The organism is Haloarcula quadrata (assembly GCF_003634715.1).
In the GTDB taxonomy this organism is placed as follows: Archaea; Halobacteriota; Halobacteria; order Halobacteriales; family Haloarculaceae; genus Haloarcula; species Haloarcula marismortui.
On record NZ_RBWW01000001.1, the window covers coordinates 2677957 to 2704023 of the forward strand.

General features: G+C 65.2%; 27 protein-coding genes and 3 pseudogenes. 16 read left to right on the forward strand and 14 right to left on the reverse strand.

The genetic code is table 11. The features are described 5' to 3' along the window. From BDK61_RS13840 to BDK61_RS13855, 4 genes and pseudogenes are all read right to left on the reverse strand, one after another. Positions 1 to 1350, reverse strand: coding sequence for an MFS transporter (locus tag BDK61_RS13840; RefSeq protein ID WP_121303521.1), 1350 nt, complete (start codon positions 1348 to 1350; stop codon positions 1 to 3). A 78-nt stretch (positions 1351 to 1428) separates the two neighbouring features. Beyond that, the gene (locus tag BDK61_RS13845) at positions 1429 to 2709 is read right to left on the reverse strand and encodes a short-chain fatty acid transporter (protein WP_121303522.1); all 1281 of its coding nucleotides are present in this window, start codon (positions 2707 to 2709) and stop codon (positions 1429 to 1431) included. Positions 2710 to 2738: 29 nt separating this feature from the next. After that, positions 2739 to 3731 carry a transposase gene (locus tag BDK61_RS13850; RefSeq protein ID WP_121302489.1) on the reverse strand — a complete coding sequence of 331 codons (993 nt, stop codon included), beginning with the start codon at positions 3729 to 3731 and terminating at the stop codon, positions 2739 to 2741. Positions 3732 to 3781: 50 nt separating this feature from the next. Next, positions 3782 to 3901 (reverse strand): annotated as a pseudogene (locus BDK61_RS13855) (TIGR00366 family protein); the annotation flags it as partial. Positions 3902 to 4060: 159 nt separating this feature from the next. On the opposite strand from BDK61_RS13855, the gene BDK61_RS13860 reads away from it, so the two are divergent. After that, complete coding sequence (locus BDK61_RS13860) at positions 4061 to 5032, forward strand: C-terminal binding protein (RefSeq protein WP_121303524.1); 972 nt, start codon at positions 4061 to 4063, stop codon at positions 5030 to 5032. Between the two features lie 22 nt (positions 5033 to 5054). On the opposite strand, the gene BDK61_RS13865 is transcribed toward BDK61_RS13860, so the two are convergent. After that, entirely contained in the window at positions 5055 to 5978 is a 924-nt protein-coding gene (locus BDK61_RS13865) for a thiamine-phosphate synthase family protein (RefSeq protein WP_049938920.1), read from the reverse strand. A gap of 173 nt (positions 5979 to 6151) precedes the next feature. Between BDK61_RS13865 and tenA the strand changes: the two genes are divergently transcribed. The 5 genes from tenA to BDK61_RS13885 all read left to right on the forward strand — a co-directional run bounded on the left by tenA (position 6152) and on the right by BDK61_RS13885 (position 9687). Further along, a complete protein-coding gene (tenA, locus tag BDK61_RS13870; protein ID WP_007188845.1) occupies positions 6152 to 6811 on the forward strand; it encodes a thiaminase II in 660 nt (219 codons plus the stop codon). Continuing rightward, entirely contained in the window at positions 6808 to 7575 is a 768-nt protein-coding gene (locus tag BDK61_RS13875) for a TenA family protein (RefSeq protein ID WP_121303525.1), read from the forward strand. The genes tenA and BDK61_RS13875 overlap by 4 nt, the downstream gene beginning before the upstream one ends. Further along, complete coding sequence (locus BDK61_RS13880) at positions 7576 to 9084, forward strand: sodium:solute symporter family transporter (RefSeq protein ID WP_121303526.1); 1509 nt, start codon at positions 7576 to 7578, stop codon at positions 9082 to 9084. Beyond that, a complete protein-coding gene (locus BDK61_RS24220) occupies positions 9081 to 9209 on the forward strand; it encodes a hypothetical protein (protein WP_279629716.1) in 129 nt (42 codons plus the stop codon). The genes BDK61_RS13880 and BDK61_RS24220 overlap by 4 nt, the downstream gene beginning before the upstream one ends. Before the next feature lie 82 nt (positions 9210 to 9291). Then, complete coding sequence (locus BDK61_RS13885) at positions 9292 to 9687, forward strand: universal stress protein (RefSeq protein ID WP_121303527.1); 396 nt, start codon at positions 9292 to 9294, stop codon at positions 9685 to 9687. 57 nt (positions 9688 to 9744) lie between these two features. Here BDK61_RS13885 and psmB read toward each other — a convergent pair whose 3' ends face one another. The 3 genes from psmB to pth2 all read right to left on the reverse strand — a co-directional run bounded on the left by psmB (position 9745) and on the right by pth2 (position 11579). Further along, positions 9745 to 10437, reverse strand: a complete 693-nt coding sequence (gene psmB, locus BDK61_RS13890; RefSeq protein ID WP_011223831.1) for an archaeal proteasome endopeptidase complex subunit beta — start codon at positions 10435 to 10437, stop codon at positions 9745 to 9747. After that, positions 10437 to 11171 carry an archaeal proteasome endopeptidase complex subunit alpha gene (gene psmA, locus BDK61_RS13895; RefSeq protein WP_121303528.1) on the reverse strand — a complete coding sequence of 245 codons (735 nt, stop codon included), beginning with the start codon at positions 11169 to 11171 and terminating at the stop codon, positions 10437 to 10439. The genes psmB and psmA overlap by 1 nt, the downstream gene beginning before the upstream one ends. Before the next feature lie 69 nt (positions 11172 to 11240). Beyond that, positions 11241 to 11579 carry a peptidyl-tRNA hydrolase Pth2 gene (gene pth2, locus BDK61_RS13900; protein ID WP_004591375.1) on the reverse strand — a complete coding sequence of 113 codons (339 nt, stop codon included), beginning with the start codon at positions 11577 to 11579 and terminating at the stop codon, positions 11241 to 11243. Positions 11580 to 11677: 98 nt separating this feature from the next. On the opposite strand from pth2, the gene BDK61_RS13905 reads away from it, so the two are divergent. From BDK61_RS13905 to BDK61_RS13920, 4 genes are all read left to right on the forward strand, one after another. Next, on the forward strand, positions 11678 to 12397 hold the full coding sequence (locus tag BDK61_RS13905; RefSeq protein WP_244209798.1) for a YIP1 family protein: 720 nt from the start codon (positions 11678 to 11680) through the stop codon (positions 12395 to 12397). A gap of 114 nt (positions 12398 to 12511) precedes the next feature. Next, positions 12512 to 13099 carry a dCTP deaminase gene (gene dcd, locus BDK61_RS13910; protein WP_004957838.1) on the forward strand — a complete coding sequence of 196 codons (588 nt, stop codon included), beginning with the start codon at positions 12512 to 12514 and terminating at the stop codon, positions 13097 to 13099. After that, a complete protein-coding gene (locus tag BDK61_RS13915; protein ID WP_121303530.1) occupies positions 13100 to 13996 on the forward strand; it encodes a thiamine-phosphate synthase family protein in 897 nt (298 codons plus the stop codon). Next, the gene (locus tag BDK61_RS13920) at positions 13993 to 14643 is read left to right on the forward strand and encodes a class I SAM-dependent methyltransferase (RefSeq protein ID WP_121303531.1); all 651 of its coding nucleotides are present in this window, start codon (positions 13993 to 13995) and stop codon (positions 14641 to 14643) included. The genes BDK61_RS13915 and BDK61_RS13920 overlap by 4 nt, the downstream gene beginning before the upstream one ends. Before the next feature lie 21 nt (positions 14644 to 14664). Here BDK61_RS13920 and BDK61_RS13925 read toward each other — a convergent pair whose 3' ends face one another. The 6 genes from BDK61_RS13925 to BDK61_RS13950 form a co-directional block, all read right to left on the reverse strand. Next, positions 14665 to 15426 (reverse strand): DUF7001 family protein, encoded by a 762-nt coding sequence (locus BDK61_RS13925; protein ID WP_121303532.1) that lies wholly within the window; start codon positions 15424 to 15426, stop codon positions 14665 to 14667. A 189-nt stretch (positions 15427 to 15615) separates the two neighbouring features. Then, on the reverse strand, positions 15616 to 16104 hold the full coding sequence (locus BDK61_RS13930; RefSeq protein WP_121303533.1) for an HTH domain-containing protein: 489 nt from the start codon (positions 16102 to 16104) through the stop codon (positions 15616 to 15618). 131 nt (positions 16105 to 16235) lie between these two features. Next, positions 16236 to 17168 (reverse strand): sulfide-dependent adenosine diphosphate thiazole synthase, encoded by a 933-nt coding sequence (locus tag BDK61_RS13935; RefSeq protein ID WP_004957848.1) that lies wholly within the window; start codon positions 17166 to 17168, stop codon positions 16236 to 16238. A 90-nt stretch (positions 17169 to 17258) separates the two neighbouring features. Continuing rightward, positions 17259 to 18047 (reverse strand): hypothetical protein, encoded by a 789-nt coding sequence (locus BDK61_RS13940; protein WP_004957850.1) that lies wholly within the window; start codon positions 18045 to 18047, stop codon positions 17259 to 17261. Between the two features lie 77 nt (positions 18048 to 18124). Beyond that, positions 18125 to 18583 carry a hypothetical protein gene (locus BDK61_RS13945; protein ID WP_011223841.1) on the reverse strand — a complete coding sequence of 153 codons (459 nt, stop codon included), beginning with the start codon at positions 18581 to 18583 and terminating at the stop codon, positions 18125 to 18127. Positions 18584 to 18814: 231 nt separating this feature from the next. Further along, entirely contained in the window at positions 18815 to 19459 is a 645-nt protein-coding gene (locus BDK61_RS13950) for a helix-turn-helix domain-containing protein (RefSeq protein ID WP_121303534.1), read from the reverse strand. A gap of 81 nt (positions 19460 to 19540) precedes the next feature. Between BDK61_RS13950 and hutU the strand changes: the two genes are divergently transcribed. From hutU to hutH, 6 genes and pseudogenes are all read left to right on the forward strand, one after another. Continuing rightward, a complete protein-coding gene (hutU, locus tag BDK61_RS13955) occupies positions 19541 to 21289 on the forward strand; it encodes a urocanate hydratase (RefSeq protein WP_121303535.1) in 1749 nt (582 codons plus the stop codon). Next, positions 21286 to 22209 (forward strand): formimidoylglutamase, encoded by a 924-nt coding sequence (hutG, locus tag BDK61_RS13960; protein WP_121303536.1) that lies wholly within the window; start codon positions 21286 to 21288, stop codon positions 22207 to 22209. The genes hutU and hutG overlap by 4 nt, the downstream gene beginning before the upstream one ends. Further along, a pseudogene (locus BDK61_RS13965) lies at positions 22206 to 22505 on the forward strand (imidazolonepropionase-like domain-containing protein); the annotation flags it as partial. The gene hutG and the pseudogene BDK61_RS13965, both read left to right, overlap by 4 nt. 78 nt (positions 22506 to 22583) lie before the next feature. Continuing rightward, positions 22584 to 23414: an IS5 family transposase gene (locus tag BDK61_RS13970; protein WP_121303441.1), complete on the forward strand. Its 831-nt coding sequence runs from the start codon at positions 22584 to 22586 to the stop codon at positions 23412 to 23414. 27 nt (positions 23415 to 23441) lie between these two features. Further along, positions 23442 to 24416: pseudogene (hutI, locus tag BDK61_RS13975) on the forward strand (imidazolonepropionase); the annotation flags it as partial. Continuing rightward, entirely contained in the window at positions 24413 to 26062 is a 1650-nt protein-coding gene (hutH, locus tag BDK61_RS13980) for a histidine ammonia-lyase (protein WP_121303537.1), read from the forward strand. The pseudogene hutI and the gene hutH, both read left to right, overlap by 4 nt. The last annotated feature ends 5 nt before the right edge of the window (positions 26063 to 26067 follow it).

Below are 26067 nucleotides of genomic sequence, written 5' to 3' on the forward strand. Positions count from 1 at the left end.
TCATTCGTACGCCTCGAACTCCCGGCCGAAGATAGCGAAGTAGACGACGCCGACGAGGCCGACGACCGTAGCGACGCCGAAGGCCAGTTCCGGACCGGCCTGTATGACGACATCGCCAACAGACACTGCCCACTCGCTCCCGTAGAGCCAGCCGCCGAGCGCGGCGCTCGGGATGACGAGCGTGTTCCGAAGCAGGTAGTACGTCCCGGTGACGCGGCCGCCAGCGTCCTGTTCTGCCGGGCCGACGATGAGCGCCTTGTGGGCGGGCAGGCCGGCAAAGCGCAGGCCGGAGAACGCGAACAGGAGCACCAGCACCCACTGGTTGCCCGGCGCGAAGATGAGCAAGAGCGGGAACACGGCGTAGACCAGAAAGCCGAGCGCGACGGCGGGCTTGAGGCCGGCCCACTCGGTGAGCTTTGCGACGGGAGCCATCGAGAGGATGGCGACGACCATCTCGACGCCGAGCAGGACGCCGAAGAAGGCGTCGGGCCGCAGTTGCAAACCGAAGCCGGTGAACCCAACAGAGAGGAACTCGGTGACGACGATGACGAAGAAGACGTACACCATGCCGTTGGCGAAGCGGACGAACGTATCGGCGACCAGAAGGGGGCGGAGTGTCGCCGGCATCGTCCGCAGGTCGGCGAGTATCTGGTCGATGCCCTCGAAGGACTTTCCGAGCGTGTCCTCGCTGGCGTCGTAGAGGAAGTGCTGTGCAACGGTGGCGACGAGACCACAGGCCAGGGCGACCAGCAGCACGCGCTGGAAGCCGTCGACGAAGGTCGCGGTCGTCGCGAGCAACGCCGCGGCGGCGAGCGGTCCGAGCAGGAAGCCGATGCGGCGGAACATCTCCGTGCTGGCAAACCCCATCGCCAGCCGCTGTGGCGGGACGCTCTGCTTGACGATAGCGAAGGTCGCGCCCAGCCCGAAGGACTTCCAGGCCTGTGCGAGAAAGAGGCCGACGAACACGAGCGTCCAGGCCGGCAGCGTCGTCGCGCCGAGCGAAATGTCGCCGATGACCGAGGCGAGATACCAGATGCCGAAGCCGACCGTCGCCAGCGTCGCGAAGGCGGTCAGCGCCAGCCGCGAGCCGATGCGGTCCGACACCGCGCCACCGGGATAGGGATACACCGCGCTGATGAGGTTCCCGACGCTCCCGTACAGGCCGATGACGCCGGCGCTGGCTCCCAGAATCCGCATATACTCGGGAATATATCGGCTGGTCATCTGGAACGCGAGGCTGAACGCCAACATCGACAGCGACAGGACGAGTACGTCCCGCTCCAGCGCAAAGAACTGCCGGAAGGAATCGAGCAGGTCTACGTCCTCGTCGACCCCTGTCTCAGTTGCCATTATCGGAGTGCAGTTTCCCCACCAACTTAACGCTCGAAGAAGGGGCAATCGGCCGTACTGTCTCGCCGGAGTCCCTGTTCAGTACGGCAGGACGAACAGCACGACAGCCAGGAATGGCGTGAGCGCGAGCAACATTGCGATGGCGTAGCCGAACATCTCCCGGGCCTTGATGCGGGTGATGGCGAGCAGCGGCAGCGCCCAGAAGGGGTTCAGGAGGTTCGTGTGGGCGTCACCGACGGCGTAGGCCATCGTCGCCTGCCCGGCCGGGACGCCGAGGTTCTGCGCGGCTTCGAGAATCGGCGGCCCGAGAATGATCCACTCACCGCCGCCGGACGGTGCGAAAATGTTGACCGTGGCACCAGTGAGCCAGGCGATGACCGGGAACGTCTGTGGTGTCGAGACCGAGATGAGCGCGTTGGCCATCAGCTGCGCCAGCCCGGAGGTAGCCATCATCCCCTGAATGCCAGCGAAGAACGGAAAGAGCAACACGATGCCCGACGCGGCGGTCGCCGCCTCGCCGAACTTCTCCCGGTAGGTCTGTGGGTCCATGTAGATGAAGATCCCAATCGTCAGGAAGCCGAAATTGACGATGTTCAGTCCGAGCGCGTCGATGCCGGACTGAACGAACTGCGAGGCGACCAGCGCAATACCGGTCAGACCGATAATCCCGCCGAGAACGCGGCTGTGGTTGAGACGCTCGGCCGGGACCTGCTTGGTGGTCGCAGTCGTCTCAACACCGCCGTCACTCGCGGACTCGAACAAATCGTCTTCGGGGATGTAGTGCGTGATGCCCCGCGCCTGGTCACCAGTCGGCGTGATGACGTAGAGGACGACGAGCGCGTAGGCTATCGACAGGCCGGTCAGAATGAGGCCGTAGGGGTGGAAGATGGTCTCCGAGGCGGAGACGACGACGTCGATGACGCCCTGCTGGATGAACTCGTTGCCCTCTGTCGCAAGCAGGAGCGGCGCGGACCCGGACAGCCCCCAGTGCCAAGTGAGGCCGAGACCGAGATAGCCGGCCACACAGAGGACCGGATAGTGGACATCGATACCGTTCTCGTGGGCGGTCTTGCCCATCTCCCGGGCGAAAATCGCGCCGAGGATGAGGCTCAGTCCCCAGTGGACCCAGCCAAGCAGCATCGTCAACAGGCCGACGAGGACAACCGCCTGTTTTCCGGTGCTGGGAATCTCTGTCAGCCGCCGGATGCCGGCGTTGACACGCGGGTGGTACGCGACGACGAAGCCCGTCATCAGGATAAGGACCATCTGCATCGAGAACGTCAGGAAGGCCCAGAAGCCGTCGTACCAGAACCCGACCATCTCCACGGGACCGGCCCCGGTGAGGCCGACGCCGGCCAGAAATACGAGAGCGTGTCATAGAATCCATCTCATAGCATCTCACAGCCCGGCTCGTTTCCTCGCTCGTAGTTGGTGATTGCAACGACGAGCCGTAGGCAGAGCGCAACGAACACTTCTGTTCGAGCGTGGACGCGGCCTCGGGCGCGGACGTGCCCGAGGCCGCAGTCCTTGACGGCATCGTTAGTTCGTTCGACTCCTATCCGGTGGTTGTACGTCTCGTCCAAGATGGACTGTTTGAGCAGAACTTCCTCACTGTGTTCGGTGATACGATCTTCGACCCTATACTCGATATCGAGCGGATCGTCGGTATTTCGCGGGTTGTACGGGGCAATTGGCACGACCCCTGCGGCCAGCAGGTGGTCGTGCCAATCGAGGATATCGTATGCGCTGTCTCCAAGCATCCAGATGGGTGTATCGACGGCGAGCGCGTCACACGTGACGCGCATCGCCGTCTCTTGATCCGCTTGTTTGCTCTGTGTGAACTCCGCTGCTATCGGAATCTTTGGACCGGTCGAGACGATCGTACAGCCGAAGCCGTAGTAGTGTTCCTCAGCTGTTGGGTCGTAGTTCCACGAGGCGGCGTCGTTGTACTGGACCGCTTCGATGTGGGTTGAGTCGATGGAGTACGTCGAGTCGAGCAGGCCCCGGCAGGCGGCCTGCTCGACGAGTCTCTTGAAGACATCATCGATGACGTGTTCGAGATCGGTAAGAAACCGGTCAACTGTGTCTCTGGATGGTGGTTTGTCGAGTCCGCAGTAGTACCAGACGAGGCTGTGCTGGAGTTCTCGTGTGACTGGACGTGTGCCGTATACATCCTTGTAGTAGCAGTGTAGAAAGCCGCGAAAGAGGTCTGGTGGCTCATGGACTCGTGTTCGCCCCCGCCCCGAGGGGGCGAACACGTCGTACTCCAGCAGAAACTCGAACTCAAGATGCTCGAACAGCGGTACTGTCTCGGTAGCCGCCGCATTCAAGAAGTCGTTAACCGAACCTACGTCCTGCAGGGTCGCGGTTGTGTTGGACACACTTTCCGCACCCTGCTGCTTTGCATGTGGCGCTTTCTATGACACGCTCATACGACGTAACTGAGGATGAGCGCGAACAGGAACGGGCTTGGCATCCACCGTTCCACCCACGCAGAGAGTCGATAGCCGATACGTTCGAGGGCAGTTTCGCCTGTGTTATTAGCTGACATGCTGTTGCCACCTCCTCACGAATATATCATAAAAGTTTGCTATTATTTTGTCAGTTCTGTGCCGGTCACCGTTACACAGCCATGGTCCTGTGACGCGGTTCCGATGACTGCACCGACCCTGACGGATGATTTTATTTCGAGCCCGAGGCAAGCCAGCGTATGTCATACAAAGTCGTCGTCTCTGACACCAAAGTGATGGACGGGGAGACACGGGCGGCGGTGTTGGATGCGGTTGATGCGACCGTCGAAACGATAGCGGCGAAAGAGCCGGAGGCCGTCGCACGCGCAGTAGACGGTGCGGACGCATTGATCGTCGACGCCGGCACGCAGGTCACGGCCGAGGTCATCGAGGCCGCCGACTCGCTCAAAGTGGTGGGCCGGGCCGGCATCGGCATGGACAACATCGCCGTTCGGGCGGCGGTTGCGGCCGGCGTAACGGTCGTCAACGTTCCGGACTACTCTGTCGAGGAGGTGTCGACCCACACGTTCGCACTCATACTCGCTTGCCTTCGGAGGATACCCACGTTCGACCGCTCGGTCAAGCGTGGCGAGTGGAAGTGGGCTGTCGGACAGCCGATCCGTCGCCTCGCCGGCAGCACCGTCGGCCTCGTCGCCTTCGGCAAGCTCGCCAGCCGGTTCGCCGCGAAGCTTCGTGGGTTCGATATCGATGTTATCGCCTACGACCCGTACGCGCCCGAGTACCGGATGGGTGACCTCGGCGTCGAATCGGTCACGCTCGAGACGCTGCTGGGCGATTCCGATATCGTCTCGCTGCACGCTCCGCTGACCGACGAGACGCGCGGGATGATCGACGCCGACGCGCTTGACCGAATGCACGACGACGCACTGCTCGTGAACACGGCCAGAGGCGGGCTTGTCGACGAAACGGCGCTGTACGACGCGCTCATCAGCGGCGATCTCGGCGGGGCCGGGCTGGACGTGCGCAAGCCAGAGCCGCCGGGAGACTCACCGCTACACGACCTCGACAGCGTTGTCTGTAGTCCCCACGTCGCGTGGTATTCCGAGGAGTCCCGGGTCGAGCTGACACAGACCGTGGCCGAAGATGTCATCCGGGTACTGCGGGGCGAGCAGCCCGAGAATCCCATCGACCCCGAGACCGGCTGGTTCTGACGGTCTCGGCGGCCGAGAGGCCTTACGTGTCGGCTGCGTCGAGGAGTTCGATCGCGAGGTCAGCAGCTTCGACCGCCGATTCACCGAAAACGTAGGTTATCGGCTCGATGCCGAACGCGCCGCTGTGGTAGATGACGCGAGGGACCTCGCCGCGTTCGCGGAAGGTGGCTTCGAGCCGTTCGTCCCGGTCCTCGTAGCCGGCGTCGAACTCCAGCGGCTCGATACCCTGTTCCTGAGCAGCATCGAGAAATGCCTCGTCGGTCGTCAGGTTGAGCGCCGCTCGGCGCGAGGAATCGACCGCTATCGCAGCCAATATCGTCCCCGCGACGTGTTCCGACGCGCCGAACTCGGGGTTCGACGGGACGTTGACCCGCCCCCGCAGGTCGTGAATCCGGCCGGGGACTGCGGCCACATCGAGCGCGTCTTCGGCGTCCGGCAGTGCCATGCCGACGTTCATCCCCACGTTCGGGATGGCGTCGGCGACAAAGTCGCTGTCGGCTAGGAGTCGCGTGGCTCTCCGGACCGACGACAGGACGGTCCGTTCCGCCTGAACCGCGGTGTCTGTCCCCCGAACACAGAGGTCACAGCCCATCCCCTGTAGCGCCGGCATTTCCTCCTCGTGGACCGCACAGATGGGCCCCCGGTCTTCGAATTCCCGCACCAGAGCGAGCAGTTCGTCCAGCACCGCGTACTCGTCCATCTCACCCGAAGCCAGCCCGTCGGCGATCCGCTCGATGGTCTGTTGCATCCGGGCGTCCGCGCGGAACCGCTCCTCGATGGTGACCGAGCCGCTGCCGTACTTGCTTACTGCGGCCTGTGTCACGCCGAGTTGGTCGGCGATTTCCTGCTGCGTCCATCCCTCCTCGTCGAGTCTCGTGGCAAGCATCGCCCGGGCTGTCGGGAGAAACCGCTCGACCACGATTTCGCTCGGTAACTGCAGTGTCATTGCCGAGAATGTGGGCCGTAGTGCGCTTAGCAGTTTGGACTGTTCGACAGGCATGAGATTGTGATGGCGTCATGCATGGCCGGGGCGTTCGCTCGGTCCCGACCGTCAGACTGGATACAACCAAGTTGTATTAGCAGGATATAATACGTCGGAGTTTGTTGTCTTGGCTACCAATGGCATTCAGCGACCACCTGCTCGACATCGGCGAGGACATCTGGGACGCACAGAAGGACCACCCGTTCGTCCGCGAACTGGCCGACGGGACGCTCGATGAGGCGGCGTTCAAACACTGGGTGAAACAGGACTACCGATACCTGCAAGACTACGCACGGTTGTTCGCGCTCGCTGGGGCGACGGCCGGCGACGAGTCGACGATGACGCACCTGCTCGGGGTCGCCCACCAGGTGCTCGACACCGAGATGGACCTGCATCGGGAGTTCGCATCGGACTACGGCATCTCAGAGCGTGAGCTGGAGTCGACCGAGAAGGCTCCGACGTGTCTGGCGTACACGAACTTCCTCGTTCGGACGGCCTACGAGGGACATGAGGCCGAGATTGCCGCGGCGCTGTACCCCTGTATGCAGGGCTATCTCGACGTGGCCGAACACATGGCCGACCTGGCCGACGGCGAACACCGGTACACGCCCTTTATCGAGATGTACACCAGCGACGACTTCCGCGAGGCGACGGGCTGGTGTCGAGCGTACGTCGACCGCTGTGGCGAGCGCTATTCCGGCCAGCACGACGCCATGGAAGACGCGTTCCGCACGAGCGCGAAACTCGAACACCGGTTCTGGGAGATGGCCTACACGCAGGAGGGGTGGGAGCTATGACGACGGCCGAAACATACTCTGCGTACGCCGAGCGAACCGGCGAACCCCGATTCACCGACTGGCTCCGAGAGCAGAGTCAGCCGGACTGGGACGCCGCTGTCGAACACCGGTTTGTCGAGGAACTCGGGGCCGGCACGCTCGACGAAGACGCGTTCGCCGAGTATCTGGTACAGGACTACGCGTTCGTCGACGAACTCGTCGGCACGTTCGGCTACGCGGTCGGACAGGCACCGGATATGGCCGCCAAACGACGGCTTGTGGAGTTCCTCGATACCGTGACCGACGAAGAAGACGACTACTTCGAGCGCTCCTTTGCCGCACTCGGCGTCGAAGATTCGCGCTGGCAAGACCCCGAGCCGACGGACGCGACGGCGGCGTTCGTCGACCTGCTCGGTCGCGCCGCCCGAGAGGGCGGGTACGCCGAGACGCTGGCCGTCCTCGTCCCGGCGGAGTGGATATACGAATCGTGGGCGACGGCGGCCGCGGCGACCCACGGCGACCCGGACAGCGATGGGCTTCCCAGCGCGGGGATGGGCCTGCCGTTCTACTTCGCCGAGTGGGTCGACCTCCACGCCGTCGACTCCTTCGTCGCGTTCGTCGACTGGCTCCGGGGCGAACTCGACGCCATCGGGCCGTCGCTCTCGCCCCGCCGGGAAGCCCGCGTCGCGTCGCTGTTCGACCGCACGGTCGCGCTCGAACGACAGTTCTTCGAGGCGGCCTACGGAGAAACCACCGAGACGCCCGACCACGAGGTGAGTCCGTAGATGGTTTCCTCGGCTGTGGTCCTCGGCCTGACCGCGGCGACCGTGCTCGTGTTCACCGGCATTGGCCTCTTCGCCGCGCGCGGTCGCATCGACTCGGTGGAGACGTACATCTCGGCCCGCGACTCAGCCGGCAGCGGAACCCTCGCTGCGACGGTCATCGCGTCGATGATGGGCGTCTGGATTCTGCTGAGCCCGGCCGAGGCCGGGGCCGCGTTCGGCGGACTCCCCGCCGTGCTGGGCTACGCCATCGGCAGCGCGATTCCGCTCCTCCTCTTTATCCCGGTCGGCGCTCGCATCCGCGAGGTGATGCCCGCCGGCCACTCGCTGACGGAGTTCGCCTACGCTCGCTTTGGCTCCGGGATGTACCTGCTCGTCCTGCTCGTCTCGGTGTTCTACATGTTCATCTTCCTCGCTGCGGAGATGACTGGCATCGCCGGCGCGCTCGCCCTCGTCGCGGACGTGCCGCTCTGGCAGACCTCGCTGCTCATCGGCGGCTTCGTCCTCGTCTACACGACCTACGGTGGGCTGCTCGCCAGCATCGTCACCGACACCGTCCAGACGCTGGTCATCCTCCCACTGCTAGCCGTCGGCTTCGGCGGCGCACTCCTCTCGCTTGGTGGCACGAGCGAGTTCCACGCGACAGTGGTGTCGGCCGACCCGACGCTGCTCGACCCGACGTTCGGTCCCGGCCTGAAGTTCGGGCTGTACGTCGCCTTCGCGCTTCTGGGCGCGAATATGCTGAATCAGGGCGTCTGGCAGCGGGTGTACGCCGCCGACGGCGAGGGCGCTCTCCGTCGCGGAATGGGCATCGCTGCCCTCGTCGTCGTCCCAATGCTTCTGCTGTCAGGCCTGTTCGGCATCGCCGCCGCGGGGCTAGGACTCACTGAGTCTGGGTCCGCAAGTATTGCCTTCTTCCTCGTACTGGCAGAGGCGTTCCCGACGTGGGTGACTCTGGCCGTCGTCGTCCTCGCCGTCCTGCTGGTGATGAGTTCGGCCGACACGATGTTCAACGCCATCGCCAGCGTCGTCACCGCCGACCTCGCTCGACTGCTCGATGACCCCGACCAGCGGACCCTGTGGCTCGGTGGCCGCGGGCTGACAGTCGCTGTCGCGCTCGCCGCGATGTTCATCGGCGCGCAGGGGTACAGCGTCCTCCAGTTGTTCCTGACTGCCGACCTGCTGGCCGCTGGCGTCTTCGTGCCCTTCCTCGCCGGTCTCTACACTGAGCGCCTCACCGGTCCGGGCGCGGTAGTCTCGGGCATTGCAGGGCTCCTCGTCGGGTTCGCCTACTTCCCGTCGCTGCGTGGGCTCGTCGCCGCCGTGCCAGGCGTCGGGAGTCTGTTGCCGACCCCGTCGTTCCTGCTCGCCTTCGCCGGCGCGACGCTCGTCTCGGCCGCTCTCACCGTCGCGGCGACCGTTCTCGGTGGAGCCGACGCCGACCTCGACAGCCTCGGGCGGGAGGTCCGCGCGCTTGACGACCCGGTGGCTGATGGGGGGTCCGAGCAATGACTCTACCAGCCGTCCTCCCCCTCGCCGCGCTCGGGTCAACCGCGTTCGCGGCGCTGGCCTGGGGGTCGATTCTGCTCGTGCTCACCGTCTTTCTCGCCGTCGGCTGGCTGGTCCTGACCGAGTAACCCGACGGCCTGAGAATGTGAATATAAAATGGTTCGTGGTAACAGGACACATACTTATCATGATGGGTGACGGACATCTTATATGCAGACCTTCGTGCTCGCGACGAACTCCGAGATAGTCAGCCAGACACTGTGTTCGTACCTCGAAGGCGTTCTCGACCTGGAAGACAGTGTGTACGCAGTTAATTCACAGCCGGGTGGAGACAGGACGCCACCGGATGCGGTTGCCGACGGGAAGGCCGCGCTCGAAGTCGTCTCGGACCGTCTGGGCGACCAGGTGTCCGTCGAGACATACCAGATAATCCGGGGGAACAGCCCGGCGGACGATATCTTCGACATCGCCGAAGAGGTCGATGCGGACGAACTCGTCATCGGCGTCCGCAAGCGGAGCCAGACCGACCGGCTCATCTTCGGCAGCGTCGCCCAAGATATCATGCGGCAGTCTGACTATCCGATGCGGGTCGTGCCGCGAGACTGAGCAGCAACTGACCGGGGACAACAAACCGCAAAGAAAGCGAAAACCGAGACAGCCGGGTTATTCGGCCGACTCGTAGTCGTCGAAGGCGTCGATTTCGACGCCCTCGTCAGTGATTTCGGCGAGCACGACGCCGTTACCGGACCCGGTGTCGCGTTCGGCCGCGGCGTTGACCGCGCGGATCGCTAGGTCACGGGCCTCGGAGAGGCTCATCCCGTGGTCGTACTGGCCTTCGATGGTCCCTGTTGCGACCATCGTCCCGGAGCCGGTGACGGTGTAGTCGTCTTCAAGCACGCCGCCAGCGGGGTCGACGCTGTAGACGTGGCTGCCCTCTTCGTCGACGCCGCCCACGATGGGGTTGATCGCGAAGTACGGGCCGCCGCGGGCGAAGTTGCCCGCAAGCGTCGCCAGCGCGTGAATCGAGAGCGGTTCGTCGCGGCGGACCTCGTAGAGGTCAGCCTCGGCGCGCAGCGAGCGGATGAACGACTGTGCCCCACCGACGCTGCCGACCAGCGTCATCGCGGCCGTCGGGTGAATCTGCTCAACCTTCTGGACCTGCTTATTCGAGACGAAGCGGCCACCGAGGGAGGCGCGCCGGTCTGTCGCGATGATGACGCCGTCCTCCGTCGAGAGGCCGACAGTCGTCGTGCCGGTCTTGACGACGTTCTCCTCGTCGCGGCCGCTGTCCTCGTTCGGCAGGTTGCCGACCTCGGGCTCATACGCGTCAGTCAGTCGGTTCTCAGGGTCGTGCATTATTCCTCACCTCCGAGTTCGAACTCTTCAAGTCGCTCGGCGATGTCGTCCTCGGCGAGCTTTTCGAACTGCTTGCTTTCCACGTCGATGGTGGCGATGTCGACGCCGGTCGCGTCGAGGCCGTCCTCGTTGACCGAGGCCAGCGCCCGGAGCGCGAGTTCGATGCCGCCTTCGAGGTCCATCCCCTCGGCGTACTCCTCTTCGAGGAACGACTGGATGTCCTCGCGGGAGCCGCCGATGGCGACTGCCTGCCACTCGTAGGGCGTCCCCGAGGGGTCCGTCTCGAAGAGGCGCGGTTCGCCGTCCTCGATACCGGCGACCAGCAGCGCGACACCGAACGGGCGTGCGCCGCCGGTCTGCGTGTACTGCTGGATGTAGTCCGTGATCTCCTTTGTCAGGGACTCGACGGAGGCGGGCTCGTCGTAGCGCAGGCGGTTGACCTGTGACTGCCGGCGCGCCACGTCGATAAGCTGGCGCGCGTCGGCCACGTGACCCGCGCTAGCGACACCGACATGGGAATCGATCTCGTGGATCTTCTCGATGCTGTCGCGCTCGATGAGCGGCGACCGGGCGTGGCGGTCAGCGGCGATGACCACGCCGTCCTCGGTGCGGACCCCCACGCTGGCGGTTCCGCGCTTGACGGCTTCTCGTGCGTACTCGACCTGATAGAGGCGTCCGTCCGGGGAGAAGATGGTAATCCCGCGGTCGTAGGCCTGTTGTTCGTTTCCTTGCATAATGTATCGTGTTGTTGTTCACCTGAGGTTAGGGTTGCTCTTATATAACCGTATCGCGGGCCGCTGCCCTCAGAACAGCGGCAGGTCGCCGGTGACGCGGTCCACCAGCTCGTCCTCGGCGGGACCGACGGCGAGGGCCGTGACGGTTCCCGGGTCGAGCTGTGTGTGGCCGGCGTCTCGGACGACCGCATGCGGCAGGCCTTCGCGCTCGGCCACGTCCGCGAGTTCGAACAGCTCGGACTCGCTGGTGGCCTTCAGGACGACTTTCTTCTGCCCCGCACCCTTCCAGGCTTTGCGGGGTTTCGGGCCGGCGTCCTCGTAGGCCGACAGCGAGGCGTGGGCAACCTGGGCGGCGAGTTTGCCCTCGCCCATACCGATGTCGGCCCGCGCGACGATAGCCTGCTTCATACAATTACATGGCCACCCGTACTTAAACTCCCGTCGGACTCCCTCCACGGTTGCACATACCACAGAGTACATACGCCGTGGCCGAGCACACCCCGGAGATGCCCTCCACCATCCGAACGTTTCTCCTGCGACCGGGCGCGTTCTTCGAACAGCGACGTGACCGGCTGGGCGGCGTCCGTGGGGGCGGCCTCGCCCTCGGTATCGCCGTCGCCGTGACAGCCGTTCTCGGCGTCGCGCTCCGACTGTTCGCCGCCCAGTTCACCGGCACTGTAGAGCGAGACAACCCCGCACGGCCGCCGGACCAGCTGTGCGAGGACGGCGTCGGCGAGATGACCGTCGCCGGCTGTGACGAACCCGCGACGAGAACGGTCGAAATCGGGTCGCTCGTCTGGGACCAGGCGACCGAGGTCCTCCCGGGGCTGTTCGTCGGCTTTATCATCGTCTGGCTCGGCCTGCTTGTCCTCCTGTATGTCGGCGCAAAGGTAGCCGGTGGCTCCGGCCGGTTCGGGGAGACGGCGGAAGTCGCTGCCTGGGGGCTGCTCCCGTCCGTCGTCGGCGTCGCCGCCGGCGGTGCCGCGCTCGTCTTTTTCGCGGCCAGCACAGATCTCTCCGCGTCCTCTCCGGAACTGCTGCTCGAACAGGTTCGGCGTCTACAGAATGGGCTTTCAGGATTTGTCTTTCTCGCAATACAGGTCGGAACCGCAGCCTGGCAGGCGTACGTCTGGGCTGGCGGCCTCCGGGTCGTCCACGAGATTAGCAGGTATGCGGCGGTCGCCATCGCTGTTATCGCCGCGACGCTCCCTGTGATAGCCGCCTGACGCTGTCGGCTGTCTGTCTGTAAGGAATTGTGCCACCGCGAATATCTTAAAACAGTTACAGCCAGCAGCATGAGAATCGGGGAGTTTAGGCTTCCGGCCGCACACGCCACTCTCATGATACTCTCAGATGCGGATATTCTCCGACGACTGGAGCAGGGTGACCTCGTCGTCGAACCGCTCGACGACCCGGACATCCAGATTCAGCCCGCCAGCGTCGACCTCCGCCTCGGACATGAGTTCCTAGAGTTCCAGCACGCCAACATCCCCTGTATTCATCCGAACTCCGAGGACGAAGTCTCTGACTACGTTGAGGAGACGGTCATCGAGGAAGGCGGGGAGTTCATCCTCCACCCCGGCGACTTCGTGCTGGGGACGACCCACGAGCGCGTCGCCATCCCCGACGACCTCATCGCCCACGTCGAAGGCCGCTCATCGCTGGGCCGCCTGGCGATTGTGGTACACGCGACGGCCGGCCTGTGTGACCCCGGTTACGAGGGCCAGATCACGCTCGAACTGTCGAACCTCGGCACCGCACCCGTTGCACTCACACCCGGAATGCGAATCTCACAGCTTACGTTCACGGAACTCAAGACCGCTGCAGACCGCCCGTACGGGGCCGAGCGCGGCTCAAAGTACCAGGGTCAGTCCGGGCCGCAGGCGAGCAAGATACAGGGAGATAGAGAATTCGGAGGCGACCAATAGATGCGGTTCATCGAGGAGATCGTCGTCGACGACTTTTTGCCGACGTTTCGCTCGCTGCTGGCCGACGCTCTCAGGGAGCGCGGGCTGACACAGTCCGAGGTCGCCGACCTGCTCGGTATCAGCCAGAGCGCGGTGTCGAAGTACGTCCACGGCGACGTGGCGCGCCACGAGGACCTGCTGGCCCATCGCGGGCTGGAAGAACTCGTCGAGCGACTGGCCGACGGGCTGGCAGACGGCGATATGAGCCCCGTTCAGGCGCTGGTCGAAACGGAGGTGTTCATCCGCGAACTCGAACAGGGCGGCGTGCTCGCGCAGTTACACGAGGACGCGGTCCCGGAACTGGGCGACTACGACGACGAGTTCGCCGTCCACGACCCCGACTCGCAGCTGCGGTCGGCCGAGCGGACGCTCGCGTCGGTGCGGCGCGGACTCAGCGTGCTGGAAAACACCAGCGGGTTCGCGATGCTCATTCCGGCGGTCGGGTCGAACCTCGTCCAGTGTCTCCCCGAGGCCGATAGCATCGAGGACGTGGCCGCCGTCCCGGGGCGGATTCTCGACGTGAAAGGACGGGCAACGATTCCGGCGGACCCGGAGTTCGGCGTCAGCGAGCACGTCGCGTCGCTGTTGCTGGCGGCGCGGGCCGCCGGGAGCGACGCCCGCGCAGTGTTGAACGTCCGCTACGACGACGGCGTCGTGACCGCACTTCGAGATGCCGGTCGGACTGTGGTCGAGTTCGACGCCGAGGAGAGCGTCGAGCCGGCCGTTGCGGCCGCCCTGACTGACGACCCGGCAGTCGACGTGCTCTATCACACCGGCGCGATGGGGATCGAGCCAGTGGTGTACCTGCTCGGGGACGACGCCGTCGCAGTCGCTGAAACGGCGCGCGAAATCCTGTGACCGACGCGCAATCATTCTACGGCCGGTGGGCGCGGGTGTACGACTGGGTAGCGAATGCGCCCGGTGTGGCGTCCTGGCGCGACCGAACGGTGGACTCGCTGGCGCTTGCACCCGGCAACACCGCCGTCGAGATGGGCTGTGGCACTGGCGCGAATGTGCCGGCGCTCCGCGAGCGAGTCGGCCCGTCGGGTCAAGTCGTCGGTATCGACGTGACACGGGAGATGCTCGATCGTGCACGCGAACGGCCCGCCAGAAGCGGCGGAGCCGTACACTACGTGCAAGCTGACGCCGCCCGTCCGCCGATTCGAGAGGCCGATGCCGTTCTGGCGACGTTCGTCGCCGGCATCTTCGAGGACCCTGCGGCGGCGGTGGACGCGTGGTGTGACAGCGTCGGCCCTGGCGGCCGCGTCGCCCTGCTGAACTTCCAGCGGAGCCCCAGCGCCCTCGCCGCACCGCTGAACCTCGCGTTCGAGGGGTTCGTCCGCCTCTCCGCGCCGGGAACGCGCCTGTCCAGACGGTCACACGCCAGCGCGTTCGAGCGGCGGGTACGGGCGGCCCGCGAGCGACTTACCGAGCGGACGGTCGCGCGGCGCTACGAGACGATGGCCGGCGGGTTCGTCGGCCTGCTGAGTGGAACTGTGCGGTAACGGGAGTGGTGCGTCGGGCTGCTATGTGCAATACCGTTCGGCGTGCTCAGGACAGAATTCGGGCGCTCGTAGCTGCGCGGCGACCACGCCGGGCTGGCGGTGCGGATTGTGGAGCCTACAGGTGTCCTCGTCGCAGAACGCCTCGCCGGTGTCGAGGTAGTGGTACGCCTGCAGAACGTACCCCTTGATAGCCTCGGTCGTCCGCGGGTCGTCCTCAACGAGAAACTCGCCTTCGACCTCGTTTTCTAGCACTTCCCGGGGCGGTGCGCCGCCGCCGAGCAGGGCGTGTTTCTGCTGTTCCTTGTAGTACTGTTCGGGCTTTGCAGGCGCTTCGTACAGCCCCGGGACCGAGACGATAGCGGGCTGGCCGAGGACGTTCACGCGCTTGTGCCAGCGACCGTCGTGGTCGCCCCAGGTTCCGACGACGCGGTCCAGCAGTGGGACGTGAAGGTGGTCCAGCGACCGCTCGGATTCGGGGATTCGCTCGTGGAGCGCCTGCTGGACCGCCAGCCCGTCGTAGATGACGCCGCCGGCCCGCTCGGGCGACTCCAGCGCTCGTTCCTCGTACCGGACGATACCCAGCATCGTGTTCCCGGTCTCGCGGTCGTACGGCGAGAGTACCCGCGCTTCGGCGAACGACTCCGCCAGTTCCGAGTCGCCGTGCAGCGAGAGAAACCGGTCCCGGACGGAGACGGTAGCCTCAATCCGCGCGTCGAGCCAGTCGGCGATGGCGTCGGTGTCGGCGACCGCTGTCGGAGCGCGGTACAGCGTCACGGACTCCATTGTATTCGTCAGTGGTATCGGCAGGTAATACAATTTGTGTCTCAGGGACTCTTCCCTGTTGAGAGGTCGCCGGAGTAGAGAACCAAAACAGGCGGGTCAATCTGGCGCTCCAGAATCAGGGATGGTATCGGCAAAGCAGTGCGATATCGGCTGCCATCGGCGACAGAGTGTGTTTTCCGAAGGGGTGTGTCAGGACTCGGGCTGGTGGGGAAGCCCAGCCGGTTCCGTCGTGAGTGCGTCGATACAATCGGTGACGGACCACGTCGTGGTGCCGTCTGTACACGGGTACACCCCGACCAAGTCGTCGTCCGCGTAGACGGCGACGGCTATCATCGGGAGTCGCAGCACCTCCGTACTGCCGCCGACGAGTAGCGACGAGGTCCGCGTCTCGAACGGCGGTCGGAGACTCAGCCCGCGCTCCGTTGCCAACTGTTCGTACCGGTCGACAGTCGCCAGCACCTCGCCGTGCTCGCTTCGCTGGGACACGGGAATTTCCTCGGGCCACGTCTGGATATCAAAGTCATCGATAACGCCCGTTGCGGCGAGTTCGGTGAACCGGTCAATGGCTGTTGTTCGGGGGCCACAGACCGGCCGCCGACTCCAGAGGTGGACCGCAATTTCACCGCCAACTGACTCGTCGGACCTGTGGTTGTCGCTCCGCTGCATCTCTTCGGACATTGGTTGGAAATCACTAACATATCCACCATACTCTTGTATAATTGTTTGTATTAGTGCGATATTCTAGCCTGAATGAGCAGCTAAAGCGGTAAAAAGCGGTCGACTAAAACCAGAGGGATGTGGGGAGGAGTTCAGTCGTCAGCGGGGGTTGCGTCGCGACTCGTGACGTCGACCGGCTCGGCGTCGACCTCGAGTTCATCCAGCGCGACCTGCGCGGCGCGCTTGCCGGAGACGAGCATGGCACCGAACGTCGGGCCCATGCGCGGGAGGCCGTAGGTGGTCGCCGTCGCCATGCCGGTGACGACGAGGCCGTCGTGGGCGAGACCGGTGTGTTCGACGACAGCGTCCTCGCTCTCGCCGACCCACATGGAGTCGTGGCCGGGCGAGTCGTGGCCGGGCGCGCCGTAGGTGTCGTCGTCGGTCTGGTCCATGCCGCTGGCTTCGTCTTCGAGGCCCGGCGCATTGAGAACGCCGCGCTCGTCGAGTTTCTTGACCGCCATCGCGTCGTGGCCCGTCGCGTCGATGACGAGGTCGGCCTCGACGGCAATCGGGTCGACGCAGGTGATTTCGCGGGGTAGCGCATGGACCGGCGTCCAGTTCATGACGATGCCGCCGACGCGGTGGTCCTCGCGGATGACGATGTCCGTGAACTCGGTCATGTTCTGCATCTTCGCGCCGGCGTCGCAGGCGGCCTTGATGAGCCCGGAACAGGCCTCCGGCCCGTTAGCGACGTAGAGGCCCTCGCTGTCTTTGGACCGCTTGTGGTCGACTTCGAGTTCGTCCAGCACCTGCTGTGCTGGGTCGCGGACGGTAACCTTGTTCATCAGGAAGCCGCCAAGCCAGAAGCCGCCGCCGAGGTAGTTGTTCTTCTCGACGACCATCACCTGCACACCGCGCTCGGCGAGTTCCTTCGCGGCCATCAGCCCCGATGGGCCACCGCCGACGATGATGACATCGGAGTCCGAGAAATCCATGAACTCCTCGGTCCATTCCTGTCCAATTGCGCGTGTGACCTCTGCTTCGCCGACATCACTGAACTGTTCGAATGAATCGGAATCGCTCATACCACCTAGTAATATCTCTTGGTGGTACATAGTCGTTCTGATGCAGAGACCAGTCGCTGTTCGCACAGTATCACGGAGAAATGACGGCCGTCAGCCCCAGGCGCTCAGTCCATCGGCGGTCAGTACGTCCGTGCCGCCATCGGGTTGGCAGACAGCCCACCGCGAGTGGTCCGCGTCTTCGGGAAACAGGTGCTCAGGGACCAGCGGCATCGGCACAGGTGGGTAGCCGCCGCGCCGCATGGCCGTCGGGCCGGGGAACCGTTCGATTACGTCGCCGCCGGCTGTCACCTCGAACTGCCCGTTATCCGCTCGGCGATAGGCGTGCTGGAAGGCGTGGCGGCCGGCATCGGCGAGCGAGTCGACGTGTTCGAGAACGGCGACCACCTCCGTCCCGACACCGAGTTCGAGTCTGGGTCGGCCCTGGTCGACTCTGACCTCGCGCCACTGGAGGTCACTTGCCGGTGCTCGCGCACAGGCGTATGTACCATCAGAGAGCGGGACGCGGTCGGGGCCGTTGTAGAACTGTCGCCCGTCGGGGCCGTCGGCGGCCAGACAGGCGGGCTCACCCAGAACGGTGGCGACCATCTGGGTCAGTGTCGTTCCCATCGCCTCCGTCGACGGGACCACGAACAGGCAGTCCCGTCCCTCTCGAACCGCGTTGACAAACCGGGGGATGAGTCCATCGGGGCCGACGTTGGCTTCGGTCAGCGGTTCGACAGCGACTGGCCGCGGGTCTGTCGCATCTACGAGGCCGACCGCGTCGTCGTTCGGCGTCGCGAGCGCAGACGGTCCGCCGCTGTCGTCATGTACCGCCACATCGTAGCCGGCCCGCTCGCACAACGAGACGCCGTGATCTCGGACCGAGGGGTAGATCGGCATTCGTCATCTGTACGGGCGCTTCCCGTTTGAACCCTCGGCACCGATACCGGGACGCTGCGTGGGCTATCGGCCCCCGTTCAGGTAGTCGCGGTCGCGGCCAGTGCCGAGAGCGTATCGGCGGTCCGAAGGTCGTCGATAGTGCAGTACCACGCGCCTCGGAGGCCGTGCTGGTCGTTTTCGACAGGAGCTTCGAGCGGCACGAGGTCGTCCAGTTCGAACACCACGACGTTGTCTGTCTCCGAGAACGGGTCAATGAGGGCCGCCCAGTCATCCGCGTCCATCGGCCCCGGACCGCCACGGGTCTGGTCCGTTCGGGCGGTCACCGGGGCGTAGTGCGTGACTGCCGACACCGGCGCAGTCCGGTAGAACGCCATGTAGTCGAACGGTTCTGTCGTTCGGTCATACGACTCCGGCGACGGATAGAAGCCCTGTCGACAGCGTTCAAACGTCTCCGTCTGTGCGGCGACGACACAGACCCGGGCCCCACCGGGTGCGTCGTCGGCCGGTGTGTCGTCGGTAAAGCGGTCGAGGTCCATACCCGGCCCTTAGCCCGGACACGGAAGTACACCCCGCCAGCGGCGGCGGGACACTCATATGGGCGCAGTCCTGTGTCCTCGCTATGGCACAGCTACTCGTCTGCCAGCAGTGTGACACCGGGTTCGAGTACGATGCGACGGCGTTCAGTGCGACGTGTCCGGACTGCGGGCATCGACACCAGCCCCGAACTGGGTGCTGTTAGGGCAGCGTACCAGTCACGACCACCGCAGCTACAGGTACGCTACCAGCGCGTCAGCCAGTTTCTTTTCGGCGCGCCGCAGGTGGTCCTCCGCGGTTCGGCGCTGGACACCAACGCGGTCCGCGATAGCCGCCGTCGTCGTCCCGCGCGGCAGTTCGTAGTACCCTTCCTCGTGCGCTGTCAGGAACACCTCGCGCTGGCGTGGCGAGAGAGACGGTACCACGTCTCCAACAGTCACCAGCGGCGCGTCGGGCGTCACTGACCCAACCTCGCGTTTCGACTCGACAGTGACGTCGAAATCCGACGCTAACGACCGGTACACTGCCGACAGCGCGTCGGAACTGAGCCCCAGCGCCCGAACGAGTTTGTGCCCCTCCGCGTACCGAAGTGGCGGCACGAGCAGACACCCCTCGTCGGCCAAATAGCGCTCGACGGTGTCCGCTATGTGGGCCTTCAGACACGCCTCGGTGACCAGAACCTGCCCGTCATTCGTTTCGAGGCGCTCGGCGACGCCGACAGTCCCGCAGACCTGTTCGACGACCGGCTCGACATCCCCACCGCGGAGGTGGAGGAGGTCGCTGTGGTCGGTACACCACAGTTCGATGCGCGTGCCGGTTCCGTCGGTCGCCGCCTCATAGGCCCCGTCACCGGCCACCCGGAACACCGCCTCGTACATAGCAACCAATTCACATGCATATATAAAAACAGTTCCGCACGGAAAGTCTCCGCTATCACGCCGGGGGGCGAACAGGAGGGTATGGCACAGCAGTCTGCCCCAGACACCGACCACGACGTCGGGACGCCCTCAGAACAGTGGCGCGAATACCAGGGTGCGCCCACCGGCACCGACATCGAATGTGGAGGGTGGCGACAGGAGGCCGCGCTGCGGATGCTGAACAACAACCTCGACCCTGAAGTCGCCGAAAAGCCGGAAGAGTTGGTCGTGTACGGCGGGACCGGGCGTGCGGCCCGGTCGTGGGACGCCTACGATACTATCGTCGACGAACTCCGTGAACTCGGCGACACCGAAACCCTCCTCGTCCAGAGCGGCAAGCCAGTCGGTCGGTTCGAGACCCACGAGAAGGCCCCGCGCGTCCTCATCGCGAACTCGAACCTCGTCGGCAAGTGGGACACCTGGGAGCACTTCCACGAACTCGAAGCGAAAGGGAAGATTATGTACGGCCAGATGACTGCCGGCTCGTGGGCCTACATCGGCACACAGGGCATCATCCAGGGGACCTACGAGACACTGGCCGCGCTCGCCCGGGAACACTACCCCGACAACGACGGCCTCCGCGGGAAGATTGTCGTTACCGGCGGCCTCGGCGGAATGAGCGGTGCGCAACCGCTCGCGGTAACAATGAACCACGGCGTCTGTATCGCGGCCGAAGTCGACGAAGACCGTATCGACCGGCGCATCGAAACGAGGTACTGCCAGGAGAAAACCGACGACCTCGCGACGGCCATCGAACGCGCACAGGCGGCCGCGGCGAACGGTGAGCCCTACAGCGTCGGCGTCCACATGAACGCCGCTGACATGCTCGCTGAGATGTTAGAGACGGGGTTCGTCCCCGATGTAGTGACCGACCAGACGAGCGCTCACGACGAACTCGAAGGGTACTACCCCGCTGGCTACACTGTCGAGGAAGCCGACCGGCTCCGCGAACGCGACCCCGAGACGTACGTCGCGGAGAGTCTCGATACGATGAAGCGCCACGTCGAAGGCATTCTCGAACTGCAGGAGAGGGGTGCTATCGCCTTCGAGTACGGCAACAACATCCGGGGGCAGGTCGAGGACCAGCGCGACCTCGACACAGCATTCGACTTCCCGGGGTTCGTTCCCGCGTACATCCGCCCGCTGTTCTGTGAGGGCAAAGGACCGTTCCGCTGGGCCGCGCTCTCGGGCGACCCCGCGGACATCCACCGGACAGACGACGCGGTCAAGGAGCTGTTCCCGGAGAAAGACGACCTTCATCGCTGGATCGACCTCGCCCAGGAGCAGGTATCCTTCCAGGGGCTTCCCTCGCGAGTGTGCTGGCTTGGGTACGCGACAGAAGACGGGCTGACCGAGCGCGCCCGCCTCGCGCTCCGCATCAACGAACTCGTCGCCGACGGCGAGATTACGGCACCCATCGTCGTCACGCGGGACCACCTAGACGCCGGGAGCGTGGCCTCGCCGAACCGCGAAACCGAGGCGATGAAAGACGGGACCGACGCCGTCGCCGACTGGCCGATTCTGAACGCCCTGCTGAACTGCGCCGCCGGCGCGGACATCGTCAGCGTCCACGACGGCGGCGGCGTCGGCATCGGCAACTCCCTCCACACGAACAACCACGTCGTCCTCGACGGGTCGGACCTCGCGGCTGAGAAGGCACGACGCGTGTTCACGACCGACCCCGGGATGGGCGTCATTCGCCACGCCGACGCCGGTTACGAAATCGCACGGGAGATGGCCGACGAGAACGACCTCGCGGTCCCGATGCGTGACCGCAACCGCAACCAATGACCGACCTGACAGACCCGTCGCCGTGGACCGGGCCGTCCGGCGACCCGAACGACGAGCAGTTCGGTGACGTCGTCGAAACGGCCACACTCGTGGCCGCTGACGAGTACGACGTCGTGCTGGTGGGCGAGCCGTACGACGGAGCCGTCATCGGACGGCCGGGCGCGCGTGCCGGCCCGACGGCCCTCCGGCGCGAACTCGGCGGAACGAAGACGCATCACATCGAACGCGGACCGGTCCGCTCGGTCGCCGACCTCGGCGACATCGAGATTCCGGCCGGCGGCGTCGAACGGGTCCAGAGCGCTGTCCGCTCGATGACGGCCGAGATTCACGCAACAGGCGCAGTGCCGGTGTTTCTCGGTGGCGACAACTCACTGACGTTCCCGAACGCCGCGCCGCTGTTGGCTCACGAAACGGTCGGCGCAGTCAGCTTCGACGCCCACCTCGATTGCCGCGCCGTTCGGGACGAGCCGACGAGCGGGACGCCGTACCGACAGCTCCACGATGCAGGCCTCGACGCACTGGCCGTTGTCGGCGCGCGCCACTTCGAAACCTCGACAGCGTACCACGACTACCTCGCCGAGCAGGGCGGGACGGTCCTGCCGCCGGAGTCGGTGGCCGGCGACCCTGCCGGCGCGGTGGACGATGCGCTTGCCGCGCTCGGCGACGTCGACGCCGTCTATGTCAGTCTGGACCTCGACGTGCTCAGTGCCGCGGCCGCACCGGGCGTGAGCGCACCGACACCGGGCGGCCTCTCGACGCGAGACCTGTTCCGGATGCTGGGCCGCATCGCGTCCGACGACCGTGTCGCCGGGTTTGAGGTGGTTGAGTGCGCGCCGCCGCTTGACGCTGGGAACCGGACCGCGCGTGTCGGGGCCCGCGCCATCGCGCACTTCCTCAGCGGCCTGGGAGGTGACCGATGACAGCCCCCGATGCCGTGGTCTACGGCGCGGCCGAACTCGTCGCGGGCCCGGCGGCAGACGGCCGCGGACTGGAGACCTACGAGGATGGCGCGGTCGCTATCGTGGACGGCACGGTCGCGGCTGTCGGCCCGACGGCGGACGTAACCGCCGAGTACCCGCCGGAGAGCGCTAGCCACGCTATCGATGCCAGCGGTCAGGCCGTCGTTCCGGGCTTTGTCGACCCCCACACCCACGCGCTGTTCGCCGGCGACCGCTCGGACGAGTTCGCCGCCAAACTGCGCGGGAAGTCCTATCAGGGGCTCTGTTGAATCACTAGACGGCGTCGGGATAGGTCGCTAAATCAAAGGAGTTGAAGCGGGATGATTCGGTTGCCTATGACACAAATCTCCCGCTTCACTGGTGAGATTGTGCCGATTGCTCAAGTTGTTACCGGTGATGGAGACGAATCCGCCGCCCCGGAAGGCGGCGGCGGATTCGCCGACTATGCCATCGTTTCCCTGCATTGTCTGCGGATCTATCTTGATACATCCTACCGGATGACGATTGACCTGCTCAAAGAGATGCCACAAATAATCGGGGAGATCGGCCTCAGCGCGGCCGATCTCCCCTCTCCATCTACGTTGTGTAAAGCGTTCGACCGAATCGAAATGAGCGTCTGCCGAGTGTTGCTGCGCCAGTCGGCGCAGCTGCACGACCCATCGAAACACGCTGCTATCGACGCTACATTCTACGAACGCTCAGCAGCGAGCCGTCACTACTGCCAGCGCATAAGCTACCGCGTCCAGAAGCTGAAAGTCACGAAACTCGTCGATACAGAGACCCAAGCAATCCTTGACGTACACTGCTCAACGACTCGGGAAGGAAGCGACGCAGACCTCGCTGAGCAGATCGTCCGCCGGAACGCGGGCGATCTGCGGTCTCTAGCGGCCGATAAAGGCTACGACAAGCAAGCGCTCCGTAAAGCACTGCGTGAACTCGGCATCAGACCGCTCATCAAGCACCGCATCTTCGCTCCCTACGACCACGCTCACAACGCCAGAATCGACAAACAACGCTACAATCAGCGCTCTATGACTGAGACCGTTAATTCGGCCGTGAAGCGCTCGCTCGGCTTCGCCGTGCGAGCGCGTTCCTGGTTTCGTGAGTTCCGAGAAATCGCCCTGATGTGTGTCGTCTATAACATCAAACGTGCCGTCAAACAGTGAATTCCACCGCCTTATGGCGATTCAACACAGCCCTATCAGGACATCCTCGCCGAAGGCGGCGGCATCCTCCGAACGGTCCGGGCGGTCAGGGACGCCGACGAGGAAACGCTGCTGTCGAACCTGCTGGCCCATCTCGACACAATGCTCGCCCACGGGACGACGACAGTCGAGGTGAAGTCCGGCTACGGGCTCGACACGGAGACAGAGCTACAGATGCTCCGGGTTATCGACAGCGCTGACGCGGTCCATCCCGTCGACGTGGTCCCGACATTCATGGGCGCACACGCGGTCCCCGAGGGGTGGGACACAGACGACTACACCGCGGCGGTCGTCGACGAGCAGGTTCCAGCGGTCGAGTCACAGGGCATCGCCGAGTTCTGCGACGTGTTCTGTGAGGAGGGCGTCTTCTCGGTCGCGCAGTCCCGACGGGTCCTCGAAGCAGGCGCAGCCGCCGGGCTGACGCCGAAGGTCCACGCCGAAGAACTGGCCCACATCGGCGGGACGCAGTTGGCGGCGGACGTGGGCGCGGCCAGTGCCGACCACCTCCTGCACGCGACCGGCGAAGACATTGACGCGCTTGTCGACGCTGCCGTAACGCCGGTGTTGCTCCCCGGAACGGCGTTCGGTCTCGACGCAGCGTACGCGGACGCGACGGCGTTCCGCGACCGGGGTGCGCCCGTCGCGGTAGCGACGGATTTCAATCCGAACTGCCACAGCCACAGCATGGGCTTTGCGCTGTCGCTGGCCTGCGTCGAGATGGGACTGACGCCGGCCGAAGCGCTAATCGCTGGAACGAAACACGCCGCGCTTGCGCTGGACAGGACCGACGGACTGGGGACGCTCCGGGAGGGCGCGCCCGGAGACGCCGTAGTCCTTGCCGCGCCGAGTCACGTCCACATTCCCTACCAGTACGGGACCAACGTCGTCGACGCCGTCCTGAAAGACGGCTCGGTCGTCAGCACCCCAACACATGAGTCATACGACCGGGAGGTGCAACCATGACCGCCGAAGTCGTCCTCAACGGCGAATCTCTCACACCCGCCGACGTGGTCGCCGTCGCCCGGAACGGCGCGACCGTCACCGTTGCCGACACCGCCCGCGAGCGAATCCGCGAGTCCCGCGAGCGCGTCGAGAGCGTGCTGGACAGCGGCGAGGCGGTGTACGGCGTCACCACCGGTTTCGGCGACCTCGTCGACGAGCGCATCCCACGCGAGGACCTCGATGCCCTCCAGCGGAACCTCCTGCGGAGCCACGCCGCCGCGGTCGGCCGGGAGTTGACGACCGAGGAAGTCCGGGCGATGATAGTCACACGGGCGAACACGCTGGCGAAGGGGTATTCAGGCATCCGTGAGTCCGTCGTCGATCTGCTGGTGGCGATGCTCGACGCGGGTGTCCACCCGGTCGTCCCGTCGCGGGGCAGCCTCGGTGCGAGCGGTGACCTCGCCCCGCTCGCACATATGTCGCTGGTGCTCATCGGGGAGGGGGAAGCCGAGGTCGAAGGGGACCGACTCCCCGGCGACGAGGCGCTCGACGCAGTCGGCCTCGAACCGGTGACGCTCCGGGCAAAGGAGGGGCTGGCGCTCATCAACGGGACGCAACTGACCGTCGGCGTCGCCGCGCTCCTGCTCGACGACGCTGAGCGACTGGTCACTGCCGCCGACATCGCTGGCGCGCTCACGACGGAGGTGACCCTCTCCTCAACAGTACCGTCCCACGAAGCCATCACCGACGTCCGGCCCCACGCCGGCCAGGCCGCGAGTGCGCGAAACATCCGGCGGCTGACGGCCGACTCCGATGTGGTCGAGTCCCACCGCAACTGCGACCGCGTGCAAGACGCCTATGCGATGCGCTGCCTGCCGCAGGTCCACGGCGCAGTCCGTGACGCTGTCGCCCACCTCCGGGAGGCCGTCGAGGTGGAACTCAACAGCGCGACCGACAATCCGCTGGTGTTCCCCCGCGAGGCCGAGCGTAGTGAGTCCTCGAACCAAGCGAGCGGGAGCGACCGACGAGAGGCGGGCCGCGAGGCAGGCGTTGTGAGCGTCGACGACCGGGCCTCCGGCTCCGATAGCGCGGGCGTGCTGTCCGGCGGGAACTTCCACGGCGCGGTACTCGCTATGCGTCTCGACTATCTGACGAACGCGCTCACCGAACTCGCAGCCATCTCGGAGCGCCGGACCGACCGGATGCTCAACCCCACTCTGCAGGAGCCACACCTCCCACCGTTTCTCACCGAGCGAAGCGGCGTCCGCTCGGGCTACATGATTGCCCAGTATACCGCTGCGGCGCTGTTGAACGAATGTCGGTCCTTCGGCCGGCCCTCGATGGACAACACCCCTGTCAGCGGCAATCAGGAGGACCACGTCAGCATGAGCGCGCAGTCGGCCTATCTGGCCCGGAAAACGGCGCGAAACGCCGCCGCGATTCTCGGCGTCGAGCTGTGCTGTGGGGCGCAGGCCGCCGACTTCGTCGACAACGACCTCGAACTGGGCGTCGGGTCGGCCGAGGCCTACGACGCTGTCCGCGCGGTGGTCCCAAAGCTGACGGCTGACCGCCCGGTCCACGAGGACATAGAGGCCGCGGGCGCGCTTGTCGAGTCACCGGCCTTCACCGAGCGGGTTGCTGTGGCCCTCGACGAGGAGCTAGAGTGAGCCGT

Coding starts and splice junctions, on each gene's coding strand:
- BDK61_RS13950 (WP_121303534.1), bottom strand. CDS start 19,459: ATGTACGAGGCGGTGTTCCGGGTGGCCGGTGACGGGGCCTATGAGGCG.
- hutU (WP_121303535.1), top strand. CDS start 19,541: ATGGCACAGCAGTCTGCCCCAGACACCGACCACGACGTCGGGACGCCC.
- BDK61_RS13875 (WP_121303525.1), top strand. CDS start 6,808: ATGACGACGGCCGAAACATACTCTGCGTACGCCGAGCGAACCGGCGAA.
- BDK61_RS13885 (WP_121303527.1), top strand. CDS start 9,292: ATGCAGACCTTCGTGCTCGCGACGAACTCCGAGATAGTCAGCCAGACA.
- BDK61_RS13880 (WP_121303526.1), top strand. CDS start 7,576: ATGGTTTCCTCGGCTGTGGTCCTCGGCCTGACCGCGGCGACCGTGCTC.
- pth2 (WP_004591375.1), bottom strand. CDS start 11,579: ATGAAGCAGGCTATCGTCGCGCGGGCCGACATCGGTATGGGCGAGGGC.
- hutG (WP_121303536.1), top strand. CDS start 21,286: ATGACCGACCTGACAGACCCGTCGCCGTGGACCGGGCCGTCCGGCGAC.
- BDK61_RS13970 (WP_121303441.1), top strand. CDS start 22,584: ATGACACAAATCTCCCGCTTCACTGGTGAGATTGTGCCGATTGCTCAA.
- psmB (WP_011223831.1), bottom strand. CDS start 10,437: ATGCACGACCCTGAGAACCGACTGACTGACGCGTATGAGCCCGAGGTC.
- BDK61_RS24220 (WP_279629716.1), top strand. CDS start 9,081: ATGACTCTACCAGCCGTCCTCCCCCTCGCCGCGCTCGGGTCAACCGCG.
- BDK61_RS13860 (WP_121303524.1), top strand. CDS start 4,061: ATGTCATACAAAGTCGTCGTCTCTGACACCAAAGTGATGGACGGGGAG.
- BDK61_RS13865 (WP_049938920.1), bottom strand. CDS start 5,978: ATGACACTGCAGTTACCGAGCGAAATCGTGGTCGAGCGGTTTCTCCCG.
- BDK61_RS13940 (WP_004957850.1), bottom strand. CDS start 18,047: ATGCCGATCTACCCCTCGGTCCGAGATCACGGCGTCTCGTTGTGCGAG.
- BDK61_RS13840 (WP_121303521.1), bottom strand. CDS start 1,350: ATGGCAACTGAGACAGGGGTCGACGAGGACGTAGACCTGCTCGATTCC.
- BDK61_RS13905 (WP_244209798.1), top strand. CDS start 11,678: ATGCCCTCCACCATCCGAACGTTTCTCCTGCGACCGGGCGCGTTCTTC.
- BDK61_RS13925 (WP_121303532.1), bottom strand. CDS start 15,426: ATGGAGTCCGTGACGCTGTACCGCGCTCCGACAGCGGTCGCCGACACC.
- BDK61_RS13935 (WP_004957848.1), bottom strand. CDS start 17,168: ATGAGCGATTCCGATTCATTCGAACAGTTCAGTGATGTCGGCGAAGCA.
- tenA (WP_007188845.1), top strand. CDS start 6,152: ATGGCATTCAGCGACCACCTGCTCGACATCGGCGAGGACATCTGGGAC.
- hutH (WP_121303537.1), top strand. CDS start 24,413: ATGACCGCCGAAGTCGTCCTCAACGGCGAATCTCTCACACCCGCCGAC.
- psmA (WP_121303528.1), bottom strand. CDS start 11,171: ATGCAAGGAAACGAACAACAGGCCTACGACCGCGGGATTACCATCTTC.
- dcd (WP_004957838.1), top strand. CDS start 12,512: ATGATACTCTCAGATGCGGATATTCTCCGACGACTGGAGCAGGGTGAC.
- BDK61_RS13915 (WP_121303530.1), top strand. CDS start 13,100: ATGCGGTTCATCGAGGAGATCGTCGTCGACGACTTTTTGCCGACGTTT.
- BDK61_RS13930 (WP_121303533.1), bottom strand. CDS start 16,104: ATGTCCGAAGAGATGCAGCGGAGCGACAACCACAGGTCCGACGAGTCA.
- BDK61_RS13945 (WP_011223841.1), bottom strand. CDS start 18,583: ATGGACCTCGACCGCTTTACCGACGACACACCGGCCGACGACGCACCC.